Below are 17,009 nucleotides of genomic sequence, written 5' to 3' on the forward strand. Positions count from 1 at the left end.
TTTCACGTGAAAGTGCCGCATTCCTCAGGCGGGGCGGAAGCGGATCCGGGTGCCCGGGCGGGCTTGCGCGAGCGCGCCCAGCGCGGCGGTCCGGACGACGGCGGCCACCGGGTAGCCGCCGGTGGTCGGGTGGTCGGCGAGGAACACCACCGGCAGGCCGCTCGGCGGCACCTGGATCGCGCCCGTGACCACGCCTTCGCTGGGGAGTTCGACCTCGGCGAAGCGGTCGGCCCGCCGCAACGGCGTCCCGTCCAGCCGCAGGCCGACGCGGTTCGAGTCGGCCGTCACCGTCCACCAGGCCGAGAGCCCGTGGGCCGGCTCGTCGAGCCAGTCGTCGCGGGGGCCGAGGGTCACCGGGACCACGAGGTCCGCCGGGGCCGCGGCGGGGACGACCACGTCCGCCCCGGCCGGGATCCCGGCCGGGGCACCGAGCGGGAGCACGTCACCGGCGGTCAACGGCGCGGGGCCGATGCCGGACAGGACGTCCCGCGACCGGCTGCCCAGCACCGGCTCCACCGCGATCCCGCCGGACACGGCCAGGTAGCACCGCAGCCCGGTCGAAGCGGTGCCGACGGACAGGGTTTGCCCGGCTCGGACGGCCAGCGGCGCGTGGGAGCCGACCGAACGGCCGTCGACCCGGACTTCGACCGCCGGGCCGGTCACCGCCGCCGTCGCCGCCGCCGTGAAGCGCACCGACAGGCCGCCGAGCAGGGCCTCGATGCCCGCCGCCGCTTCGGTGTTGCCGGCGAGCCGGTTCGCCAGGCGCAGCGACGCCGCGTCCAGCGCACCCGAAGGCGCGACACCGAGGTGGGCGTAGCCGGGCCGGCCCAGGTCCTCCACCAGCGCGTACCGGCCGGGATCCAGCACCTCCAAGGTCCTCATCGGACGCTCCGGAAGCGGACGCGGTCGCCCGGCGCGAACAGCGCCGGCGGGTCGGCGTGGGGGTCGAACAGCGTCGCCGACGTGTGCCCGAGCAGCCGCCAGCCACCCGGCGACTCGCGCGGGTAGACGCCGGTGAACTCGCCCGCGAGCCCGACCGACCCGGCCGGGACGCGGGTGCGCGGGGATTCCAGCCGCGGCTGCCGCAGTGGGGCCGGGAGGCCCGTCAGGTAGCCGAACCCGGGCGCGAACCCGGTGAACGCGACCGTGTAGACGGCCTCGGTGTGCAGCGAGACGACGGCGTCCGTGGAAACCCCGGCGTCCTCGGCGACCAGGGAAAGGTCGTCGCCGTCGTAACGGACGTCGAGGGTCACTTCGCGTGGCTCGCCGGCGGGCGGGTGGGTGAGATCGGCGTCGGCCAGCAACGCGCGCACGGCGGCCACGTCGCCGACGACCAGCAGGCTGCGCGCGCCGGGCACGAGGTCGACGACGCCTTCGGGGCGCGCCGCGCAGACGGTCGCGTGCGCCGCCCGCATCTGCTCGAGGGAATCACAGTCCAGCAGGGCGGCGTCTTCGCCACACCGCCGCCAGCGCACCGCGTCAGCCGACGACGCGGCGCAGCATGGCCGAGGTGTGGGGCTGCATCTCCTGGCCCATCATCGCGCGCTCCTCGACGTAGCCGAGGGAGCCGTCGATCAGGCCGTACAGCCGCTGGGCCGCGGTGACGTCCTTCGCGGTGGCCGTCCGGATCACCGCGTCGGTGCCGAGCTCCCAGGACGTCTGGTTGCGCGGCTTGCCGTAGTACAGCTCGACGATGCCGGTGTTGTGCGTGAGCAGCAGCTCGATCGTGTCGTCCTCCTGCGGCCGCCAGAACCCGGTCTCGCGGGCGGCGGGGCGGATGACGTTGCCGTCGTCGTCGAGCAGCCACGAGCGCGACTCGTGGATGAGGAACGGACGGCCGTCGTGCGAGAGGGTCAGCTGCTGCGCGAACTTGCGCGGGCCGTCGATGGTCGGGTAGTCGACCTCGCCCTCACCGCGCCAGACGCCGACGAGCGGCAGCAGCGCGAGGCAGGCGTCGTTGAGGTTCGGCCCCTCGCGCAGGTTCGCGGTGTCGTTGGGGATGGGCAGGTCGTCCCACAGCGGGAGGTTGCGCGCACGTGTGCTCTCCGCGCGCATCTCGGCTGCCGCGATGGCTTCGTCGCCGCTGGCGGTCATGGGTCAGCGCTGGTCCGCGTAAAGCCGGTAGACGACGTACACGGCGAACCAGGTGATCGCGATGCCCGCCAGCACCAGCAGGGTCGTAAACAGGATTTCCACGCCTCGGAGGATAGTCCGCCCGGCCCCGCCCGGCCCGGCGCAGGGTCGCCGCGGTGAGCACGGTCACCGACGGCGGCACCCCCGAAACGCCGTGAAGGCCACCTCGAGGACTCGAGGTGGCCTTCACGGGTGAAGCGAACTCAGCCGACCGAGATCGCCAGCTGGTGCACGCCCGGCCCCTCCGCGGTGACGGACGCCTCGCCGTTGCCGGTGCGGTGCAGCGCGCGCACCGTCCAGTCACCCGGCGCCGCGTAGAAGCGGAAGTCGCCCTCGGCCGACGAGACGACCTCGCCGGTGAAGTCGCCGCCGCCGTCCAGCAGGCGGACGAACGCGCCGCCGACCGGTCCGTTCGCGCCGGTCACCTTGCCGGCGAGCACGACCTGCCCGCGCGTGTCGTAATCCGACGGCGTGGCCTCCTGGACCGGTGCGCCGCAGCTATCGTCAACCGCCATCACTTAGCTCCCAACTCGACCGGCACGCCGACGAGCGAGCCGTATTCCGTCCACGAACCGTCGTAGTTCTTCACGTCCTCGTAGCCCAGCAGCTCGTGGAGCGCGAACCACGCGATGGAGGAGCGCTCACCGATGCGGCAGTAGGCGATGGTGCCCTTGCCCTCGTCGATGCCCTCGTCCTTGTACAGCTCCTTGATTTCGTCCTCGGTCTTGAAGGTGCCGTCCTCGTTGGCGACCTTCGCCCACGGCACGTTCAGCGCGCCGGGGATGTGCCCCGGGACCTGGGACTGCTCCTGCGGCAGGTGCGCCGGCGCGAGCAGCTTGCCGGAGAACTCGTCGGGCGAGCGCACGTCGACGAAGTTCTTCGACCCGATCGACTGGACGACCTCGTCGCGGAACGCGCGCAGCGACAGGTCCTGGTCCTGCGCCTGGTAGCTCGTCGCCTCGCGCTTGACCTCGTCGGAGTTCAGCTCACGGCCGTCGAGCTCCCACTTCTTGCGGCCGCCGTCGAGCAGCTTGACCTTCTCGTGGCCGTACAGCTTGAAGTACCAGTACGCGTACGCGGCGAACCAGTTGTTGTTGCCGCCGTAGAGGATCACGAGGTCGTCGTTGGAAATGCCCTTCTCCGAGAGGAGGCGCTCGAAGCCCTCCTTGGAGACGAAGTCCCGGCGCACCCCGTCCTGCAGGTCCTTCCGCCAGTCGAGCTTCACCGCGCCCCGGATGTGGCCGGCGTCGTAGGCGCTGGTGTCCTCGTCGACCTCGGCGAACACGACGCCGGGGGTGTCCAGGTTCTCTTCGGCCCACTGGGTGGTGACCAGGACGTCTTCACGGCTCATGGACAGAACTCTCTTTCTGGGTTGTTCTTCAAGAAGTGCGGGCGGGGCTGAAGCGTTTGATCAGCAGGTACATTTCGCAGCCGAGGCAGAAGCCGAAGGTCGCGTTGAGGAAGGCCGCGAACAGCGCGAACGCCGTGGCGACGATGCCGAGCGCGTCGATCCCGACGGCGAAGCCGAACGTGCCGACCAGGGCGAACACGAACCCCACGGCTTGGGCGAACCGCAGCGGCGCCGCGTCCTCGCGCTCGCCGGCCGGGCCGAGGCGCGGGGCCAATACGTACCGGTAGACGATCGAGTACGGCATCTGCTTGAGCCCGACGAACGCGCCGACGGCGAACACGACGGTCTGGATCGCCAGCAACGGCCACCACTCGGTGACCAGGACGACCGCGAGCACGATCGTGGTCAGGATGGCGGCGAACCGCGGGCCTCGCGGGTCGACGGCCGGTCCGGCGGACATGGTTCCTCCAGCTGGAGCTCCAGGGGTGCGGGCGAACGGCACGCGTCAGCGTGCATCAGGGCTGGTGGGGACCGGACGTGCTTCAGCGCCGGTCGGGCTGGACACGACACAGGCTGCTGCGGACGCGGCAGAGGTCGACTGCGCGTCGCTGCGTCAAGAAGGTGGTCAGCCCGGTCACGGGTGCGAGGGTACCCAGAGCTCCCTCAGAGTGGGAACCACGTTCATACCTTGGGACGATTCCCGTTTTCTGGGACATCGCCCTGGTCAGGACGTCCGAGTCGTGAGATGAGGCCGCAGGGCGGCCAGGAGATCGGGGCCCTTCGGGACGCCGCCGACGCGCAGCAGCTCCCGGCCGTCCGGGGTGAGCGCGATCGTGGTCGGCGTCCGCAGCACGGACAGCGACCGCGCCACTTCCGGCTGGTTCGTGACGTCGAGCTCGACGTGGCGCAGGCCGTCGGTGCGCTCGGCGAGCGGCCCGAGCACGGCCTTCGCGTGCCGGCAGGGCGCGCAGAAGGTGGTGGAGATCTGGACCAGCGTCACCGCGACCGCCGGGTCGAGCACGGCGGTGACGGGGCCCGGCAGCGCACGGGCGGGCGCGGCGGGCTTCGCCGCGCGTACGCGCCCGTTGCGCGCCCGCAGCAGCACGCCGGCGGCCACGGCGGCCACCAGCGTCGCCATGAGCACCCAGAGTCCCGTCACCGGTCGCTCCTTACTTGCTCAGCTCCGCGAAGGACACGTTCGTCGCCTCGCCCTTGATCGTCACCGATCCGCTCTGCACCCGCACGCCGGTCGGGGTGACCGACAGCGGCAGTTCCTTGGTGCTGATCGACGCCTTGAAGCTCGGCATCAGCGCGTTCTGCACCGCCCGGGGAACGACGGTGGTCTCCTGGTCATTCCCGAACTGGAGCCGCTTCGGGACGAAGTTGATCTTCCCGCCCTTCGCGTCGGCCTCGATCATCGCGAAGCAGAAGATTTCCAGATCCCGGCCCGCGAACTGAAGGTGTCCCGAAATGCGGACACCGGTGCTCGACTCGTCGACGGGCTGGCCGTCGGTGGTCGTGGGGGTCGGCGTCGGCTCGCTCTGGGCCGCGTCGCCGTTCTCGACGTACGCCTTGGCCGACGGCTCGATGCGCAGGTCCTTGATCTTGTCCAGCGGCGCGACCCTGGCCAGGTCGGCGGCCTTGATGGTGACCGAGCCGGTCAGCTCGCCGATGGTGATCGCCTTCGTGTTGCCCGCGGAGAGGTCCGACAGCGGCGCCGTGACGTTCTCGAGTTCGGCGTTCACCGCGACGTCCTGGAGCTTGTCGGCGACCGGAACGCCGGCGGCGGACACGCTGATGTGACTGTAGTCACCGCCGAGTGCCTGCGTGAGGAACGGGAAGCCGTGGATCGTGACCGACGGGTCGTCACTCAGCTGCAGCTGCGTGCGCACCTTCTGCGAGATCATGTGCTCGGCGTACGCGGCGGCCCCGAAATCGGCGCCGACCAGCAGCAGCACCAGAACCACCAAAGCGATCACCCAGCGTCGCAGCCGGCGCCCGCGGCGCCGCGCGTCCGGCCTCGGTGCGGGTCGGTCGTCCCGGGTCACGGGCCTGCTCACCATCGCGTCCGTACTCCTGTTCGTCGGGGGCACCGGGGTTTGTCCACGTGTGATCGATCCAGCAAGGGTTAGGTGCCCGGCCGTTCAGCCGCTATTCTCACTTAGCACCGGCAAACGCCACCGTAAGGCGACGACTTGTGAAGGCGGTGCGGCTCATGAGCCTGGACCTTCTGGTACTGACCGCGGAGGCCGACGCCACCGCGGTACTCCCGGCGCTGGACCTGCTGCCGCACACCGTACGCGTCCGCGCTCCCGAGGTGACCGCCCTGCTCGACGCGGGGCACCGTGACGTGATCGTCCTCGACGCCCGCAGCGACCTGGCCTCGGCGAAGAGCCTCTGCCGGCTGCTCAAGGGCACCAGTGAAGACGAGGCGTCCACCCCGATCATCGCGGTCGTCGGCGAGGGTGGCCTGGTGGCGGTCAGCGCCGAGTGGCGCACCGACGACATCCTCCTGCCCACCGCGGGCCCGGCCGAGGTCGATGCCCGGCTGCGGCTGGTCACGACCCGCGACGGCGGTTCCCAGCAGGTCGAGGCCGAGCTGCGGGTCGGCGAGCTGGTGATCGACGAGGCGACGTACACCGCGCGCCTGCGGCGTCGCACGCTGGAGCTCACCTACAAGGAGTTCGAGCTGCTCAAGTACCTCGCGCAGCACGCGGGCCGGGTGTTCACCCGCGCGCAGCTGCTGCAGGAGGTCTGGGGCTACGACTTCTTCGGCGGCACGCGCACGGTCGACGTGCACGTCCGGCGGCTGCGCGCCAAGCTCGGCCCGGAGCACGAGCAGATGATCGGCACCGTGCGCAACGTCGGCTACAAGTTCGAGCGGCCCGCCAAGGGCAACGCGCCGCGCCCGGGGGTGCCCGCGCAGGCCACCGCCGAGGCCCCGGCCGACACACCCGAACTCGCGCACTGATCCCCCTTCGCTCACGACAGGACGCTTCGCACGACCTTCGCGTTGCGTCCCGCGGCGGTACGGTCGCAGGGTGAGCGGAGACGGCGAGTGGCGCCAGGAACTGGACGAGCGACAGCACGAGGACGTGCGGGGGCTCCTGCTGGCCGTGCGCGAGGCGGACGGGCGGCCCGAGGTGGCGCCCGAGGGGCCGCTGCCCGGCGAGTTCGACGGTGGTGAGCACCTCGTCGCCTGCGTCGAGGGCGAGGTCGTCGGCTACGCGCACCTCGACACCACGGGTGACTCCTTCGGGCACCAGGTCGCCGAGCTGTTCGTGCACCCCGCCCACCGCGACCGCGGCTACGGCGCGAAGCTGCTTCAGGCGCTCGACGAGCGTGCCGCGGTCGGGTTCCGGGTCTGGGCGCACGGCGACCACCCGGCGGCGCGGAGGCTGGCGCTGAAGGCCGGTCTGGAGCGCAAGCGCGAGCTGCTGATCCTGCACGCGCTCGTCGAAGGCGCGGACTGGCCGGAGCCGGTGCTGCGCGACGGCGTCTCGCTGCGGACGTTCGTGCCGGGTCAGGACGAGGACGCCGTGGCGCGGGTCAACGCGCGGGCCTTCGACTGGCACCCCGAGCAGGGCGCGCTGACCGCCGACGACATCCGTGCCGACGAGCGGCGGCCGTGGTTCGACGCCGACGGCTTCTTCCTCGCAGTTTTGGAAGGCGCAGCAGCGGGCAGTCCGAATGACACTGTCATCGGCTTCCACTGGACGAAGGTGCACGAGCCGACGCCGGGCCGGTTCGACGGCGAGCGCGTCGGCGAGGTCTACGTCGTCGGCGTCGACCCGGGGGCGCAGGGCGGCGGGCTCGGCCGGGCGCTCACCCTCGCCGGACTGCGGCACCTCGCGAACCTGGGGTTGCGGCAGATCATCCTGTACGTCGAAGGCGACAACGCGCCGGCTCTGGCCGTCTACACGAAGCTCGGGTTCACGCGTCACGAAACCGACGTCCAGTACGGTCGGTGACCACGGTCGACGCCGTGCGAACACCTCGTCACTGAGGGCAAAGACGCAGGTCACAGCAAGGACACGGCGGCCTTTCGGGGGAGTCGCACTCCTCACATCGGCGGCCTTGTTCACTTCGCGTTCATTTGTTCACGGCCGACCGTCCACCAGGGCTGCCTAGTGTCCGGATCCGGCGCGGCGACATCCGCCGGCCGAACCGGCGAAGCTCCTGATGGAGGAAATAGCAGTGAAGATCATGCGGCCCCTGAGCGCGGTGGGCATCGTGGCGAGCGCCGCTCTCGTGCTCGCCGCCTGTGGCACTGACCCCGCGGCGTCCAACAGCAGCAGCTCGAACTCCGCTGCCGCCCCGGCCGGGACCGCCACGGCCGATGTCCAGTGCGGCGGCAAGAGCCCGCTGTCCGCGGAAGGCTCGTCGGCGCAGAAGAACGCGATCGACATCTTCACGCAGCAGTTCGGCAAGAAGTGCAAGGGCCAGCAGGTCAACTACAACCCGAGCGGTTCGGGCGCGGGCGTCAAGCAGTTCAACGCCAACCAGATCGACTTCGGCGGCTCGGACTCGCCGATCAAGGACGCCGACGCGGCGGCCGCCAAGGCCCGCTGCGCCAGCGACGCCTGGAACATCCCGCTCGTGGTCGGCCCGATCGCGGTCGCCTACAAGCTGTCCGGTGTGGACAAGCTGGCGCTGACCCCGTCGGTCACCGCCAAGATCTTCAGCGGTGCCATCACCAAGTGGAACGACCCGGCCATCAAGGCGGTCAAGGGCAACGAGAGCCTGAACCTGCCCGACAAGGCCATCCAGGTCGTCTCCCGCTCCGACGAGTCGGGCACCACCGACAACTTCCAGAAGTACCTGGGTGCGGCGGCCAAGGCCGACTGGACCAAGGGCGCCGGCAAGAAGTTCAACGGCGGTGTCGGCAACGGCGCGCAGGGCTCCAACGGCGTCGCGACCGCGGTGAAGGCCTCCGACGGCGGTATCACCTACGTCGAGGGCGCGTTCGCGAAGGACGGCCTGACCGCGGCCCTGATCGACAGCGGCTCCGGCGGTGTCGAGCTCAGCTCGGAGAACGTGGCCAAGTCCCTCGACGCGGCGAAGTTCCTCAAGGAGGGCACGAACGACCTCGCGCTCGACCTCAACGGCATCTACGCCAGCAACACCCCGGGTGCCTACCCGCTGCTGCTGACGACCTACGAGATCGTCTGCTCGAAGTACGCGAACCCCGACGTCGCGAAGGCCGTCAAGGCGTTCCTGACGGTGGCGGCCACCGACGGGCAGCAGCCGCTGTCCGCGAAGGGCTACGTGCCGATCCCGTCGTCGCTGCAGACCAAGGTCCTGGCCGCGGTCCAGGCCATCTCCTGACCTGGTGTTGCGGCAGCTCCCCGAGTTGATAGAGGCTGGTCAGAAGTAGCTGATGAGCGAGTCATCCTCGACGCGAACGCCCACCGGCGACCCCGGTGGGCGTTCGTCGTCCGCCACGACGCCCCCGGAGGATCCGATTTCGGAGCAACCAGGCTCCCCGGCGGCGCCCGAGCCGCCCGCGAGCGAGAAGCCGAAGAAGGTGCGGCCCGGTGACCGCATCTTCCAGAACCTGACCATCGGGGCCGGTGTCTTCGTCGTCGGCCTGATCGGCCTGATCGGGCTGTTCCTGCTCATCCAGGCGATCCCGGCGCTGAAGGCCGACAAAGCCAACTTCCTGACCAACCACGGCTGGTCGACCAGCGACCCCGCGAACATGTCGTTCGGCATCCTCGACCTGCTCGAGGTGACGGTGGCGACGTCGCTCGTGGCGCTGGTCATCGCGATGCCGGTTTCGCTGGGCATCGCGCTGTTCCTGACCCAGTACGCGCCGCCGCGGCTCGCGCGGCCGTTCGCGTACATCATCGACCTGCTCGCCGCGGTGCCGTCGATCATCTTCGGCCTGTGGGGCATCCTGGTGTTCGCGCCGGCGATCGAGCCGTTCGCGCAGTGGGTCAACGACACGTTCTCGTGGTTCCCGCTGCTGGCTCCGGGCAACGTCGCCCCGAGCGTGCGCGGCACGATCTTCACCGCGGGCATCGTGCTGGCCGTGATGATCCTGCCGATCATCACGTCGCTCTCGCGCGAGGTCTTCGAGCGGACGCCGACGCCGCACCTCGAGGGCGCGCTGGCGCTCGGCGCCACTCGCTGGGAGGTCATCCGCACGACGGTGCTGCCGTTCGGCAAGGCAGGCTACGTCGGCGCGTCCATGCTCGGCCTCGGCCGCGCGCTGGGCGAGACGATCGCGCTGGCCGTCATCCTGCTGATCCCGCAGGGCAAGAACTTCGACTGGAGCCTCTTCGACGGCGGAGCCACCTTCGCCTCGAAGATCGCCGCCAACTACAGCGAATTCAACAACGAGGTCTCGGCCGGCGCGTACATCGCGGCCGGCCTGGTGCTGTTCGTGCTCACCTTCCTCGTGAACTTCGCCGCCCGGGCCATCATCGCCAAGAAGGGGGACTGAGCATGTCCACCACTTCGCTCGAAGCGCCCGCGGCGACTCCCGCCTTCCAGCAGGTCAGCCTGGCCCGCAAGGTCAAGAACGGCGTCGCGACCACGCTGGTCTGGCTGTCGTTCCTGATCGCCGTCGTCCCGCTGGTGTGGGTGCTCTACACGGTGGTCGCGAATGGCATCAAGCGCATCCCGTACAGCAACTGGTGGAGCCAGGACTTCGGGGACGTGCTGTCCGACGAGGTCGGCGGCGGCGTGCTGCACGCCATCGTCGGCAGCCTGCTGCAGGGTCTCGTCTGCGCGGTCATCGCGGTGCCGGTCGGCATGCTCGTCGCGATCTACCTCGTCGAGTACGGCCGCGGCAAGCTCGCCAGGACCACCACGTTCATGGTGGACATCCTGTCCGGTGTCCCGTCCATCGTGGCCGCACTGTTCATCTACGCGCTCTGGATCACGACGCTCGGCCTGCCGCGCAGCGGTTTCGCCGTCTCGCTTTCCCTGGTGCTGCTGATGATCCCGGTGGTCGTCCGCTCGTCGGAGGAGATGCTGCGGATCGTCCCGGACGACCTGCGCGAGGCGTCGTACGCGCTGGGCGTGCCGAAGTGGAAGACGATCATGAAGATCGTGCTCCCGACGGCGATGTCCGGCATCATCGGCGGCGTCATGATGGCCCTCGCCCGCGTGATGGGCGAAACCGCGCCGCTGCTGGTCCTCGTCGGCTACTCGGCCTACACGAACTGGGACATCTTCCAAGGCGAGCAGGCCGCGCTGCCCCTGCTGATGAACAACGAACGCGTCAGCAACCCGATGGAGCCGGGCTCGGTCGGCTTCGACCGGATCTGGGGCGCCGCACTGACCCTGGTGCTCATCATCGCCCTGATCAACCTCCTCGCCACCGTGTTCGCGCGCCTGGTCGCGCCGAAGAAGAAGTGAGCTGTTTCTGATGGCCAAGCGAATCGACGTCAAGGACGTGGACATCTACTACGGCAAGTTCCACGCCGTGGACGGCGTCACCCTGTCCGTGCCGCCGCGCAACGTCACCGCGTTCATCGGCCCGTCGGGCTGTGGCAAGTCGACGGTGCTGCGCACGCTCAACCGCATGCACGAAGTCATTCCGGGTGCGCGTGTCGACGGCCAGGTGCTGCTGGACGGCGAGGACATCTATGCGTCGGCGGTCGACCCGGTCCAGGTGCGCCGCACGATCGGCATGGTGTTCCAGCGCCCCAACCCGTTCCCGACGATGTCCATCCGGGACAACGTCGTCGCGGGCCTGAAACTGGGTGGCACCAAGGGCAAGAAGACGCTCGACGACATCGCCGAGCGCGCCCTGCGCGGCGCGAACCTGTGGAACGAGGTCAAGGACCGCCTCAACAAGCCGGGCGGTGGCCTCTCGGGTGGTCAGCAGCAGCGGCTCTGCATCGCGCGCGCGATCGCGGTCCAGCCGGACGTGCTGCTGATGGACGAGCCGTGCTCGGCGCTGGACCCCATCTCCACGCTCGCGATCGAGGACCTGATCGGCGAGCTGAAGAAGGACTACACGATCGTCATCGTCACGCACAACATGCAGCAGGCGGCGCGGGTTTCCGACCAGACGGCGTTCTTCAACCTGGCCGGCGTGGGGCAGCCGGGCCGGTTGGTCGAGCTCAACGACACGGAGAAGATCTTCTCCAACCCCCACGAAAAGGCCACGGAGGACTACATCTCCGGCCGCTTCGGCTGAGTCCTAAAAGGACGGTGGGCGCCGGGTCTCCTGCGCCCACGAAAAGCCCCTGGCCATGCGGTCAGGGGCTTTTTCGTGGCAGGGCTCAGACTTCTTCGGTGGAACCGTAGCCCGGCATCTTGCCGGTGACCACGAAGATCATCCGCTTCGCGACCGACACCGCGTGGTCGGCGTAGCGCTCGTAGAAGCGGCCCAGCAGGGTGACGTCGACTGCCGCCGCCACACCGTACGGCCACTCGCGGTCCATCAGGACGGTGAACAGGTGGCGGTGGATGTCGTCGACCTGGTCGTCGTCGGTCTCGAGCGTCTTCGCCGCTTCGACGTCCTTCGTCTTGATGACCTGCTCGGTCGAGCGGGCCAGCTTCACGGCGACCTCGCCCATCTCGGCGAAGTACGGCCGCACCGCGTCCGGCAGCACCGGCTCCGGGTGGCGGCGCCGAGCGGCCTTCGCCACGTGCAGCGCCAGGTCGCCCATCCGCTCCAGGCTTTCCGCGGCGTGGATCGCCGCGAGCACCGTGCGCAGATCGGTCGCCACCGGCGCCTGCAGGGCCAGCAGCGCGTACGCCTGCTCTTCGCACTGGGCGCGGGCGTTGTCCACCTTCGCGTCGTCGCTGATCACCTGCTCGGCGAGACCGAGATCGACCTCCAGCAGTGCCCGCGTCGCACGCTCCATGGCTTCGGCGACCTGGACCGACATCGCGGCCAGGTGGTCGGCGAGCTGTTCGAGTTCGACATGGTAAGCCTCACGCATGGCCCAACCCTACGGCCAACCGCGGCCAAATACCGCATCGAAGGGTGAACCCCACGTGAACCCGGACTAACGATCCTCGCGGCTCAGCCGGTGGTGCCGGGTTTCCTGCTCGTCGACGTCTTGCCGCTGGACGACGACTTGGACGACGACTTCGACGTGCTGGTCGGCGGGGCCTGCTCGCTCACCGGGACCGGCGCGTTCGGGTCGGGCAGCGGGGTGTTGTTGCGCAGCGCGTCGAAGAGGGCCTTCGTCTTGCTGCGGACGAGGACCTCGTTGCCACGGCCGTTGGCGATGCCGACCGTCGGGACGGTGAGGAATGTGATTTTGGACGGGTCCAGGCCCTTCATCGACTGCGCCAGCGTCATCATCTGCTTGACGCCGAGGTTGTCACCGAAAGTGGCCTTCGCGAAGGCGTTGATGAAGTCGCTGAGCTTGCCGGGGTCGAGCACGACGTCCGACGACATGACCTTCTTCAGCAGCGCGCCGATGAACTCCTGCTGCCGCTTGATCCGGTCGTAGTCCGACTTCGCCACGTCGGCCTTGACGTGCCGTGCGCGCACGAAGTTCAGCGCCTGGTCGCCGGAGATCGTCACGTCACCGGTCTGCATCAGGACCTTGCCGAGGATCTCGTCGTCGATCGGTTTGTCGGTGTGGACGGTGACCCCGTGCACGGCGTCGACCATCTCCTTGAAGCCGTTGAAGTCGATGCCGACGAAGTGGTTGATCCGCAGGCCGGTGATCTGCTGGATCACTTTGGTCACGCAGGCCGGCCCGCCTACCGCGTACGCGGTGTTGAGCTTGGCGATCTTCTGCCGCGGAGAGACCTGGTCGGTCGTCTTGTTCTGCGCCGGGTCCCAGCGCTGGCAGTCGGGCCGGTCGATCTCGAGGTCGCGCGGGAACGACGTGACGACGACCCGCTTCCGGTCCGCCGGGATGTGCGCCACCATCACGGTGTCGCTTCGCGCACCCGGGTTGCTGTCGGCGGTGCCGACGCCCTCCTCGGCGGACGCGCCGTCACGGGTGTCGGAGCCGACCATCAGGAAGTTCTCGTCGTTGGCCTGCGCGTCGGCGTCCTGGATGTCGGCCGAGTTCTCGTCGAGCGCGGAGACCTGGGTGAACTTCGCGTCGAAGTAGGTCTGGGCGCCCCACGCGCCGCCGATGCCGAGGAACACGAGACCGGCGACGACGGCCGCGGCGATCCGCCCGAACCGGACCGAGCGGTCGAACTTCCGCTGCTTCTTCTCCTGGAGCCGGGTCTGCGCGGCCTGCTCGGCGGCGTCGACCTCCAGTTCCTCCGACGGTACCGGCGCGACGACGCGCTGAAGCGCCGTCCGTGTGCTCTCGAGCAGCGAAGCAGGTGTCAGCCGGTCACGGCGTTCGCGCCGCTTCGCCTCCTCGGCTTCCATTTCGTCGTGCGCGGCCGAGAACCGGGCGAGCGTGTTGTCGATCTTGCGGCGGACCTGCGTCGCCTCGTCGATCGCTTCCATCTCGTCGGTCATGGTCATCGGGTCGAGCGCGGCGCGCGGCGGCGCCGAGCCCACCCCGGTGACCGGCGGCCGCTTCTGCGTGGGGGCGTCCGGGTCGGCCGCGCCGGGCTGGGGGCGCTGCGGGGCGGCGCCGTCGGGCGCGGGACGGCGGGGCCGCCGGGGCGGCTGCGGCGCGGACGTCTGCTGCGAGCCCGGGGCCGCGGCCGACGGGCGGCGCTGGGGCGGGGCCTCGGGCAGCGGCGCGGCCGCGGTCGTGCGGCGCGGCTGACGCGGTCGCGGCGGGCGCGATTGACGAGTGACGTCCGTGGGTACTGGGTTCTCGGCGGGCGCCTGCGCCGGCCGAGGTGCGCGCGGCGGCTGCGTGGCACGGGCCGGAGCCGGCGGCGCGGGTGGTTCGGCGGTGCGGACCCGGCGTCCTGGCTGGTCGGCCCGGTCCTGCTGCTCGCGCGGCGGGAGGGGGCGGGCGCCGGTGGTCCTGGCGACGACGTCGGAGACGCTGATCCCGCCCTGGTCCTCCATCGATCGCCGTCTGCCGGTGCGGGGCCGCGCGGGACTGTCGCTGCGGCGACCGGTTCCCGGGCTGTCGTGCTCGTCCGGCACTCGGTCTCCTTTCGCGCGATCGAAGGCGGTCTTCGACTTGGCCGTCTTCCCCCGCAGGAGGTGGTCGTTCCCGGGGAGGCTTTCGTTATCGTACGGATACCCCCCGTTCGTGACGACACCCTCCCGGAATTTTCTTCACCTTGAGTCGACGAACGGCGGTCTGGCGTCGATAAACGGGTGAAGTCGGGTGTCAGTAATCCGGGTTAATGCGGGGCTTACGTTACTCAGCGTGGGTCATTAACTGCGTACTTTGCGCGTCGCGATAGGCGACTTTGTTCCGGCCCGCACGTTTCGCCGCATAAAGCAAGGTGTCCGCGCTGCGCAGCTGGCGCTCGGGCGTCGTCACCGGCTCCCCGGATCCCGGCGCCTCGTGGGCCAGCCCGGCGCTGATGGTCACCCGCAGTCCGGGCTGAAGTTCTGACCAGGGATGACGAGCGACGCGCAGCCGGGCGGCTTCGACGACGCGAACCGCCTGCCCCGCCTCGACCCCGGGCAGCCACAGCACGAACTCCTCGCCGCCGTAGCGGGCGCAGAAGCCGCCCGATGGCAGCTCCTCCTGGAGGAGGTCGGCCACCCGGCGGAGGACGCGATCGCCCACGAGGTGACCGTACGTGTCGTTGACGCTCTTGAAGCGGTCGAGATCGATCAGCGCGATGCCCAGCGGCGCGTGGGCCGCCTGCCGGTCGGCGAACGGTCCGTACAGCCGCTCGTCGAGATAGCGCCGGTTGTAGCTTGACGTCAGCGCGTCGCGCAGGCTGCCGTCGCGGGCGATGTCCAGGGCGGACCGCAGGTGCTGGTACGCGCGGCGCCAGTCGCCCTGGATGGCGAGGCGGCCGGCGATGGCCTCGTGGAGGCGGAGCAGGTCCGGCGGCTGCGGGCTGCGCAGCACGGCTTCGTTCTCGGCGACCATGCCCACCTCCACCACGCATTGGTTGTCGTCGTAGAGGACGCCACGCTTGAGGTTGTCGGTACATGCAAAGGTGAATTTCGCTCAAACGAGACTCGTCGGTGACTCTTCGGAGTTGTCCGCTCAGAGTCCGGAGAACGGCTCGATGGCCTTGAGCTGGGCGAACTGGTCCTTGGCCCAGTAACTCATATTAGCCGTTTCGTCAGCCAGTAGCTTTGTGTAGTCACCCCAGGCGACCCAGCGCCAGTCGCCGACCTCGGCCGGGTTCGGCGCGGGCTCGGCGTCGGCCCACGCGGTGAACACCGGGCAGAACTCGTTCTCGACGATCCCCTGGAACGGCGGCGTCCGGTAGCGGTAGTTCGGCAGCACGCACCGCAGCCCCGCGAGCGAGGGCAGCCCGAGCTCGTAGGCGGCGCGGCGCCGGACGGCGTCCTCGAGGGGCTCGCCGGGCGCGGGGTGGCCGCAGACGCTGTTGGTCCAGACCCCCGGCCAGACCTTCTTTTCGTGCGCACGCTGGGTGATCAGCAGAGCGTTGTCGCCGCGACGCAGCACGTAGCACGAGAAGGCCAGGTGCAACCGGGTGTGTTCGTGGTGGCTGGCCAGCTTCGGGCCGGTCTCGCCGGTGGGCACGCCGTCCTCGGTGACGAAGACGACCTGCTCGGTCTCGGGTTCGGTCGCGGTATCCACGCGCCCCAGTGAACACGACGGACGGGAGTGAGCCGTACCGCGAGCCGGGTGGGTTACCCGCGGTCCGCTCGACGGGGTGATGGGCCGTCACCCCGCGTTGAGGTGCTCGACGAGCAGGGAGGTGACGACCTCCGGCACCTCCTCCGGCACCCAGTGCGTGACGTCTTCGAGCATTTCGAAGCGGTACGGCCCGGTGACCCAGTTCCCGGTGTCGAGCGCGGCGGCCGAGCCGAACGAGACGTCCTCGGTGCTCCAGATGTACAGCGTCGGCACGGTGACCTTGCCGATCCTCCCGCCCGGCCGGCCGGCGCGGTACCAGTTGAGGGCCGCGGTGAGGGCGCCCGGTTCGGACAGCCGCCGCACGTAGTCGTCGACCTTGGACGGCGGCACGCGCCGCTCGAACATGTCGCGCAGGGCGCGGGCGCCGTTCTCGAGCATCCGCCGCTCGGTGACGCGGGTCTGCCGCCACTCGGTCATGTACTGGGTGCGCAGGTACTGGTCCTCGTCGTTCTTCATGGCGTCGGCGAGCGCGGCCGGGTGCGGCGTGGAGACGACGGTGAGGCTGCGCAGCCGGTCCGGGTGCGCGTCGGCGGTCCACCAGGCGACGGCGCCACCCCAGTCGTGCCCGACGAGATCGAACTTCCCCCACCCGAAGTGCCCGGCGATCGCGACGACGTCCCCGACAAGGTGATCGATCGAGTAGCCGGCGGCCTGCTCCGGCCGCACCCCGGGCGAATAGCCACGCTGGTCCGGCGCGACGGCCCGGAACCCGAGCACCCCGAGGGTGGCGACCTGGTGCTCCCACTCGGTCGCGGCTTCGGGGAAGCCATGCAGCAGCAGCACGGGCCGCCCGTCTTCCGGCCCGGCGGCGATGGCGTCGAAGGAACCGGCCTCGGTGGGGATGCTGATGTGGTCGATCACAGGGCGAATCTACCGGT

Annotated in this window: 19 protein-coding genes; 6 read left to right on the forward strand and 13 right to left on the reverse strand. The window is 70.0% G+C overall.

The window, feature by feature from the left end:
• Positions 1 to 24 precede the first annotated feature (24 nt).
• The 8 genes from AB0M82_RS12660 to AB0M82_RS12695 all read right to left on the reverse strand — a co-directional run bounded on the left by AB0M82_RS12660 (position 25) and on the right by AB0M82_RS12695 (position 5,547).
• Positions 25 to 882 (reverse strand): biotin-dependent carboxyltransferase family protein, encoded by an 858-nt coding sequence (locus AB0M82_RS12660; RefSeq protein ID WP_364720648.1) that lies wholly within the window; start codon positions 880 to 882, stop codon positions 25 to 27.
• Complete coding sequence (locus tag AB0M82_RS12665; protein ID WP_364720650.1) at positions 879 to 1,475, reverse strand: allophanate hydrolase subunit 1; 597 nt, start codon at positions 1,473 to 1,475, stop codon at positions 879 to 881. Before AB0M82_RS12665 ends, AB0M82_RS12660 begins: the two co-directional genes overlap by 4 nt.
• 4 nt (positions 1,476 to 1,479) lie before the next feature.
• The gene (locus AB0M82_RS12670; protein ID WP_364720652.1) at positions 1,480 to 2,094 is read right to left on the reverse strand and encodes an FABP family protein; all 615 of its coding nucleotides are present in this window, start codon (positions 2,092 to 2,094) and stop codon (positions 1,480 to 1,482) included.
• Between the two features lie 242 nt (positions 2,095 to 2,336).
• Entirely contained in the window at positions 2,337 to 2,648 is a 312-nt protein-coding gene (locus AB0M82_RS12675) for a DUF1416 domain-containing protein (protein ID WP_364720655.1), read from the reverse strand.
• Positions 2,648 to 3,484 carry a sulfurtransferase gene (locus AB0M82_RS12680; RefSeq protein WP_364720657.1) on the reverse strand — a complete coding sequence of 279 codons (837 nt, stop codon included), beginning with the start codon at positions 3,482 to 3,484 and terminating at the stop codon, positions 2,648 to 2,650. The genes AB0M82_RS12675 and AB0M82_RS12680 overlap by 1 nt, the downstream gene beginning before the upstream one ends.
• Positions 3,485 to 3,512: 28 nt before the next feature.
• Entirely contained in the window at positions 3,513 to 3,944 is a 432-nt protein-coding gene (locus AB0M82_RS12685) for a DUF4395 domain-containing protein (RefSeq protein ID WP_364720660.1), read from the reverse strand.
• Between the two features lie 264 nt (positions 3,945 to 4,208).
• The gene (locus tag AB0M82_RS12690; RefSeq protein ID WP_364720662.1) at positions 4,209 to 4,643 is read right to left on the reverse strand and encodes a thioredoxin family protein; all 435 of its coding nucleotides are present in this window, start codon (positions 4,641 to 4,643) and stop codon (positions 4,209 to 4,211) included.
• Between the two features lie 10 nt (positions 4,644 to 4,653).
• Positions 4,654 to 5,547 (reverse strand): DUF2993 domain-containing protein, encoded by an 894-nt coding sequence (locus tag AB0M82_RS12695; RefSeq protein ID WP_364720665.1) that lies wholly within the window; start codon positions 5,545 to 5,547, stop codon positions 4,654 to 4,656.
• A 152-nt stretch (positions 5,548 to 5,699) separates the two neighbouring features.
• Between AB0M82_RS12695 and AB0M82_RS12700 the strand changes: the two genes are divergently transcribed.
• The 6 genes from AB0M82_RS12700 (at position 5,700) to pstB (ending at position 11,639) form a co-directional block, all read left to right on the forward strand.
• Positions 5,700 to 6,455, forward strand: a complete 756-nt coding sequence (locus AB0M82_RS12700; protein WP_364720667.1) for a response regulator transcription factor — start codon at positions 5,700 to 5,702, stop codon at positions 6,453 to 6,455.
• Positions 6,456 to 6,525: 70 nt separating this feature from the next.
• Complete coding sequence (gene mshD / locus AB0M82_RS12705; RefSeq protein WP_364720669.1) at positions 6,526 to 7,455, forward strand: mycothiol synthase; 930 nt, start codon at positions 6,526 to 6,528, stop codon at positions 7,453 to 7,455.
• A 226-nt stretch (positions 7,456 to 7,681) separates the two neighbouring features.
• Positions 7,682 to 8,812 (forward strand): phosphate ABC transporter substrate-binding protein PstS, encoded by a 1,131-nt coding sequence (pstS, locus tag AB0M82_RS12710; protein ID WP_364720671.1) that lies wholly within the window; start codon positions 7,682 to 7,684, stop codon positions 8,810 to 8,812.
• A 199-nt stretch (positions 8,813 to 9,011) separates the two neighbouring features.
• A complete protein-coding gene (gene pstC, locus AB0M82_RS12715) occupies positions 9,012 to 9,932 on the forward strand; it encodes a phosphate ABC transporter permease subunit PstC (RefSeq protein ID WP_364721000.1) in 921 nt (306 codons plus the stop codon).
• 2 nt (positions 9,933 to 9,934) lie between these two features.
• Positions 9,935 to 10,852 (forward strand): phosphate ABC transporter permease PstA, encoded by a 918-nt coding sequence (gene pstA / locus AB0M82_RS12720; protein WP_364720674.1) that lies wholly within the window; start codon positions 9,935 to 9,937, stop codon positions 10,850 to 10,852.
• Between the two features lie 10 nt (positions 10,853 to 10,862).
• Complete coding sequence (pstB, locus tag AB0M82_RS12725; RefSeq protein WP_364720677.1) at positions 10,863 to 11,639, forward strand: phosphate ABC transporter ATP-binding protein PstB; 777 nt, start codon at positions 10,863 to 10,865, stop codon at positions 11,637 to 11,639.
• Positions 11,640 to 11,724: 85 nt separating this feature from the next.
• Here pstB and phoU read toward each other — a convergent pair whose 3' ends face one another.
• From phoU to AB0M82_RS12750, 5 genes are all read right to left on the reverse strand, one after another.
• Positions 11,725 to 12,390, reverse strand: a complete 666-nt coding sequence (gene phoU, locus AB0M82_RS12730) for a phosphate signaling complex protein PhoU (RefSeq protein WP_364720680.1) — start codon at positions 12,388 to 12,390, stop codon at positions 11,725 to 11,727.
• Between the two features lie 83 nt (positions 12,391 to 12,473).
• A complete protein-coding gene (locus tag AB0M82_RS12735; RefSeq protein ID WP_364720682.1) occupies positions 12,474 to 14,477 on the reverse strand; it encodes an LCP family protein in 2,004 nt (667 codons plus the stop codon).
• 220 nt (positions 14,478 to 14,697) lie between these two features.
• A complete protein-coding gene (locus AB0M82_RS12740; RefSeq protein ID WP_364720685.1) occupies positions 14,698 to 15,387 on the reverse strand; it encodes a GGDEF domain-containing protein in 690 nt (229 codons plus the stop codon).
• A 120-nt stretch (positions 15,388 to 15,507) separates the two neighbouring features.
• Positions 15,508 to 16,071, reverse strand: coding sequence for an isopentenyl-diphosphate Delta-isomerase (gene idi, locus AB0M82_RS12745; RefSeq protein ID WP_364720687.1), 564 nt, complete (start codon positions 16,069 to 16,071; stop codon positions 15,508 to 15,510).
• Between the two features lie 87 nt (positions 16,072 to 16,158).
• Entirely contained in the window at positions 16,159 to 16,992 is an 834-nt protein-coding gene (locus AB0M82_RS12750) for an alpha/beta hydrolase (protein ID WP_364720689.1), read from the reverse strand.
• Positions 16,993 to 17,009 lie beyond the last annotated feature (17 nt).

The organism is Amycolatopsis sp. NPDC051128, assembly GCF_040682715.1.
Lineage (GTDB): Bacteria > Actinomycetota > Actinomycetes > Mycobacteriales > Pseudonocardiaceae > Amycolatopsis.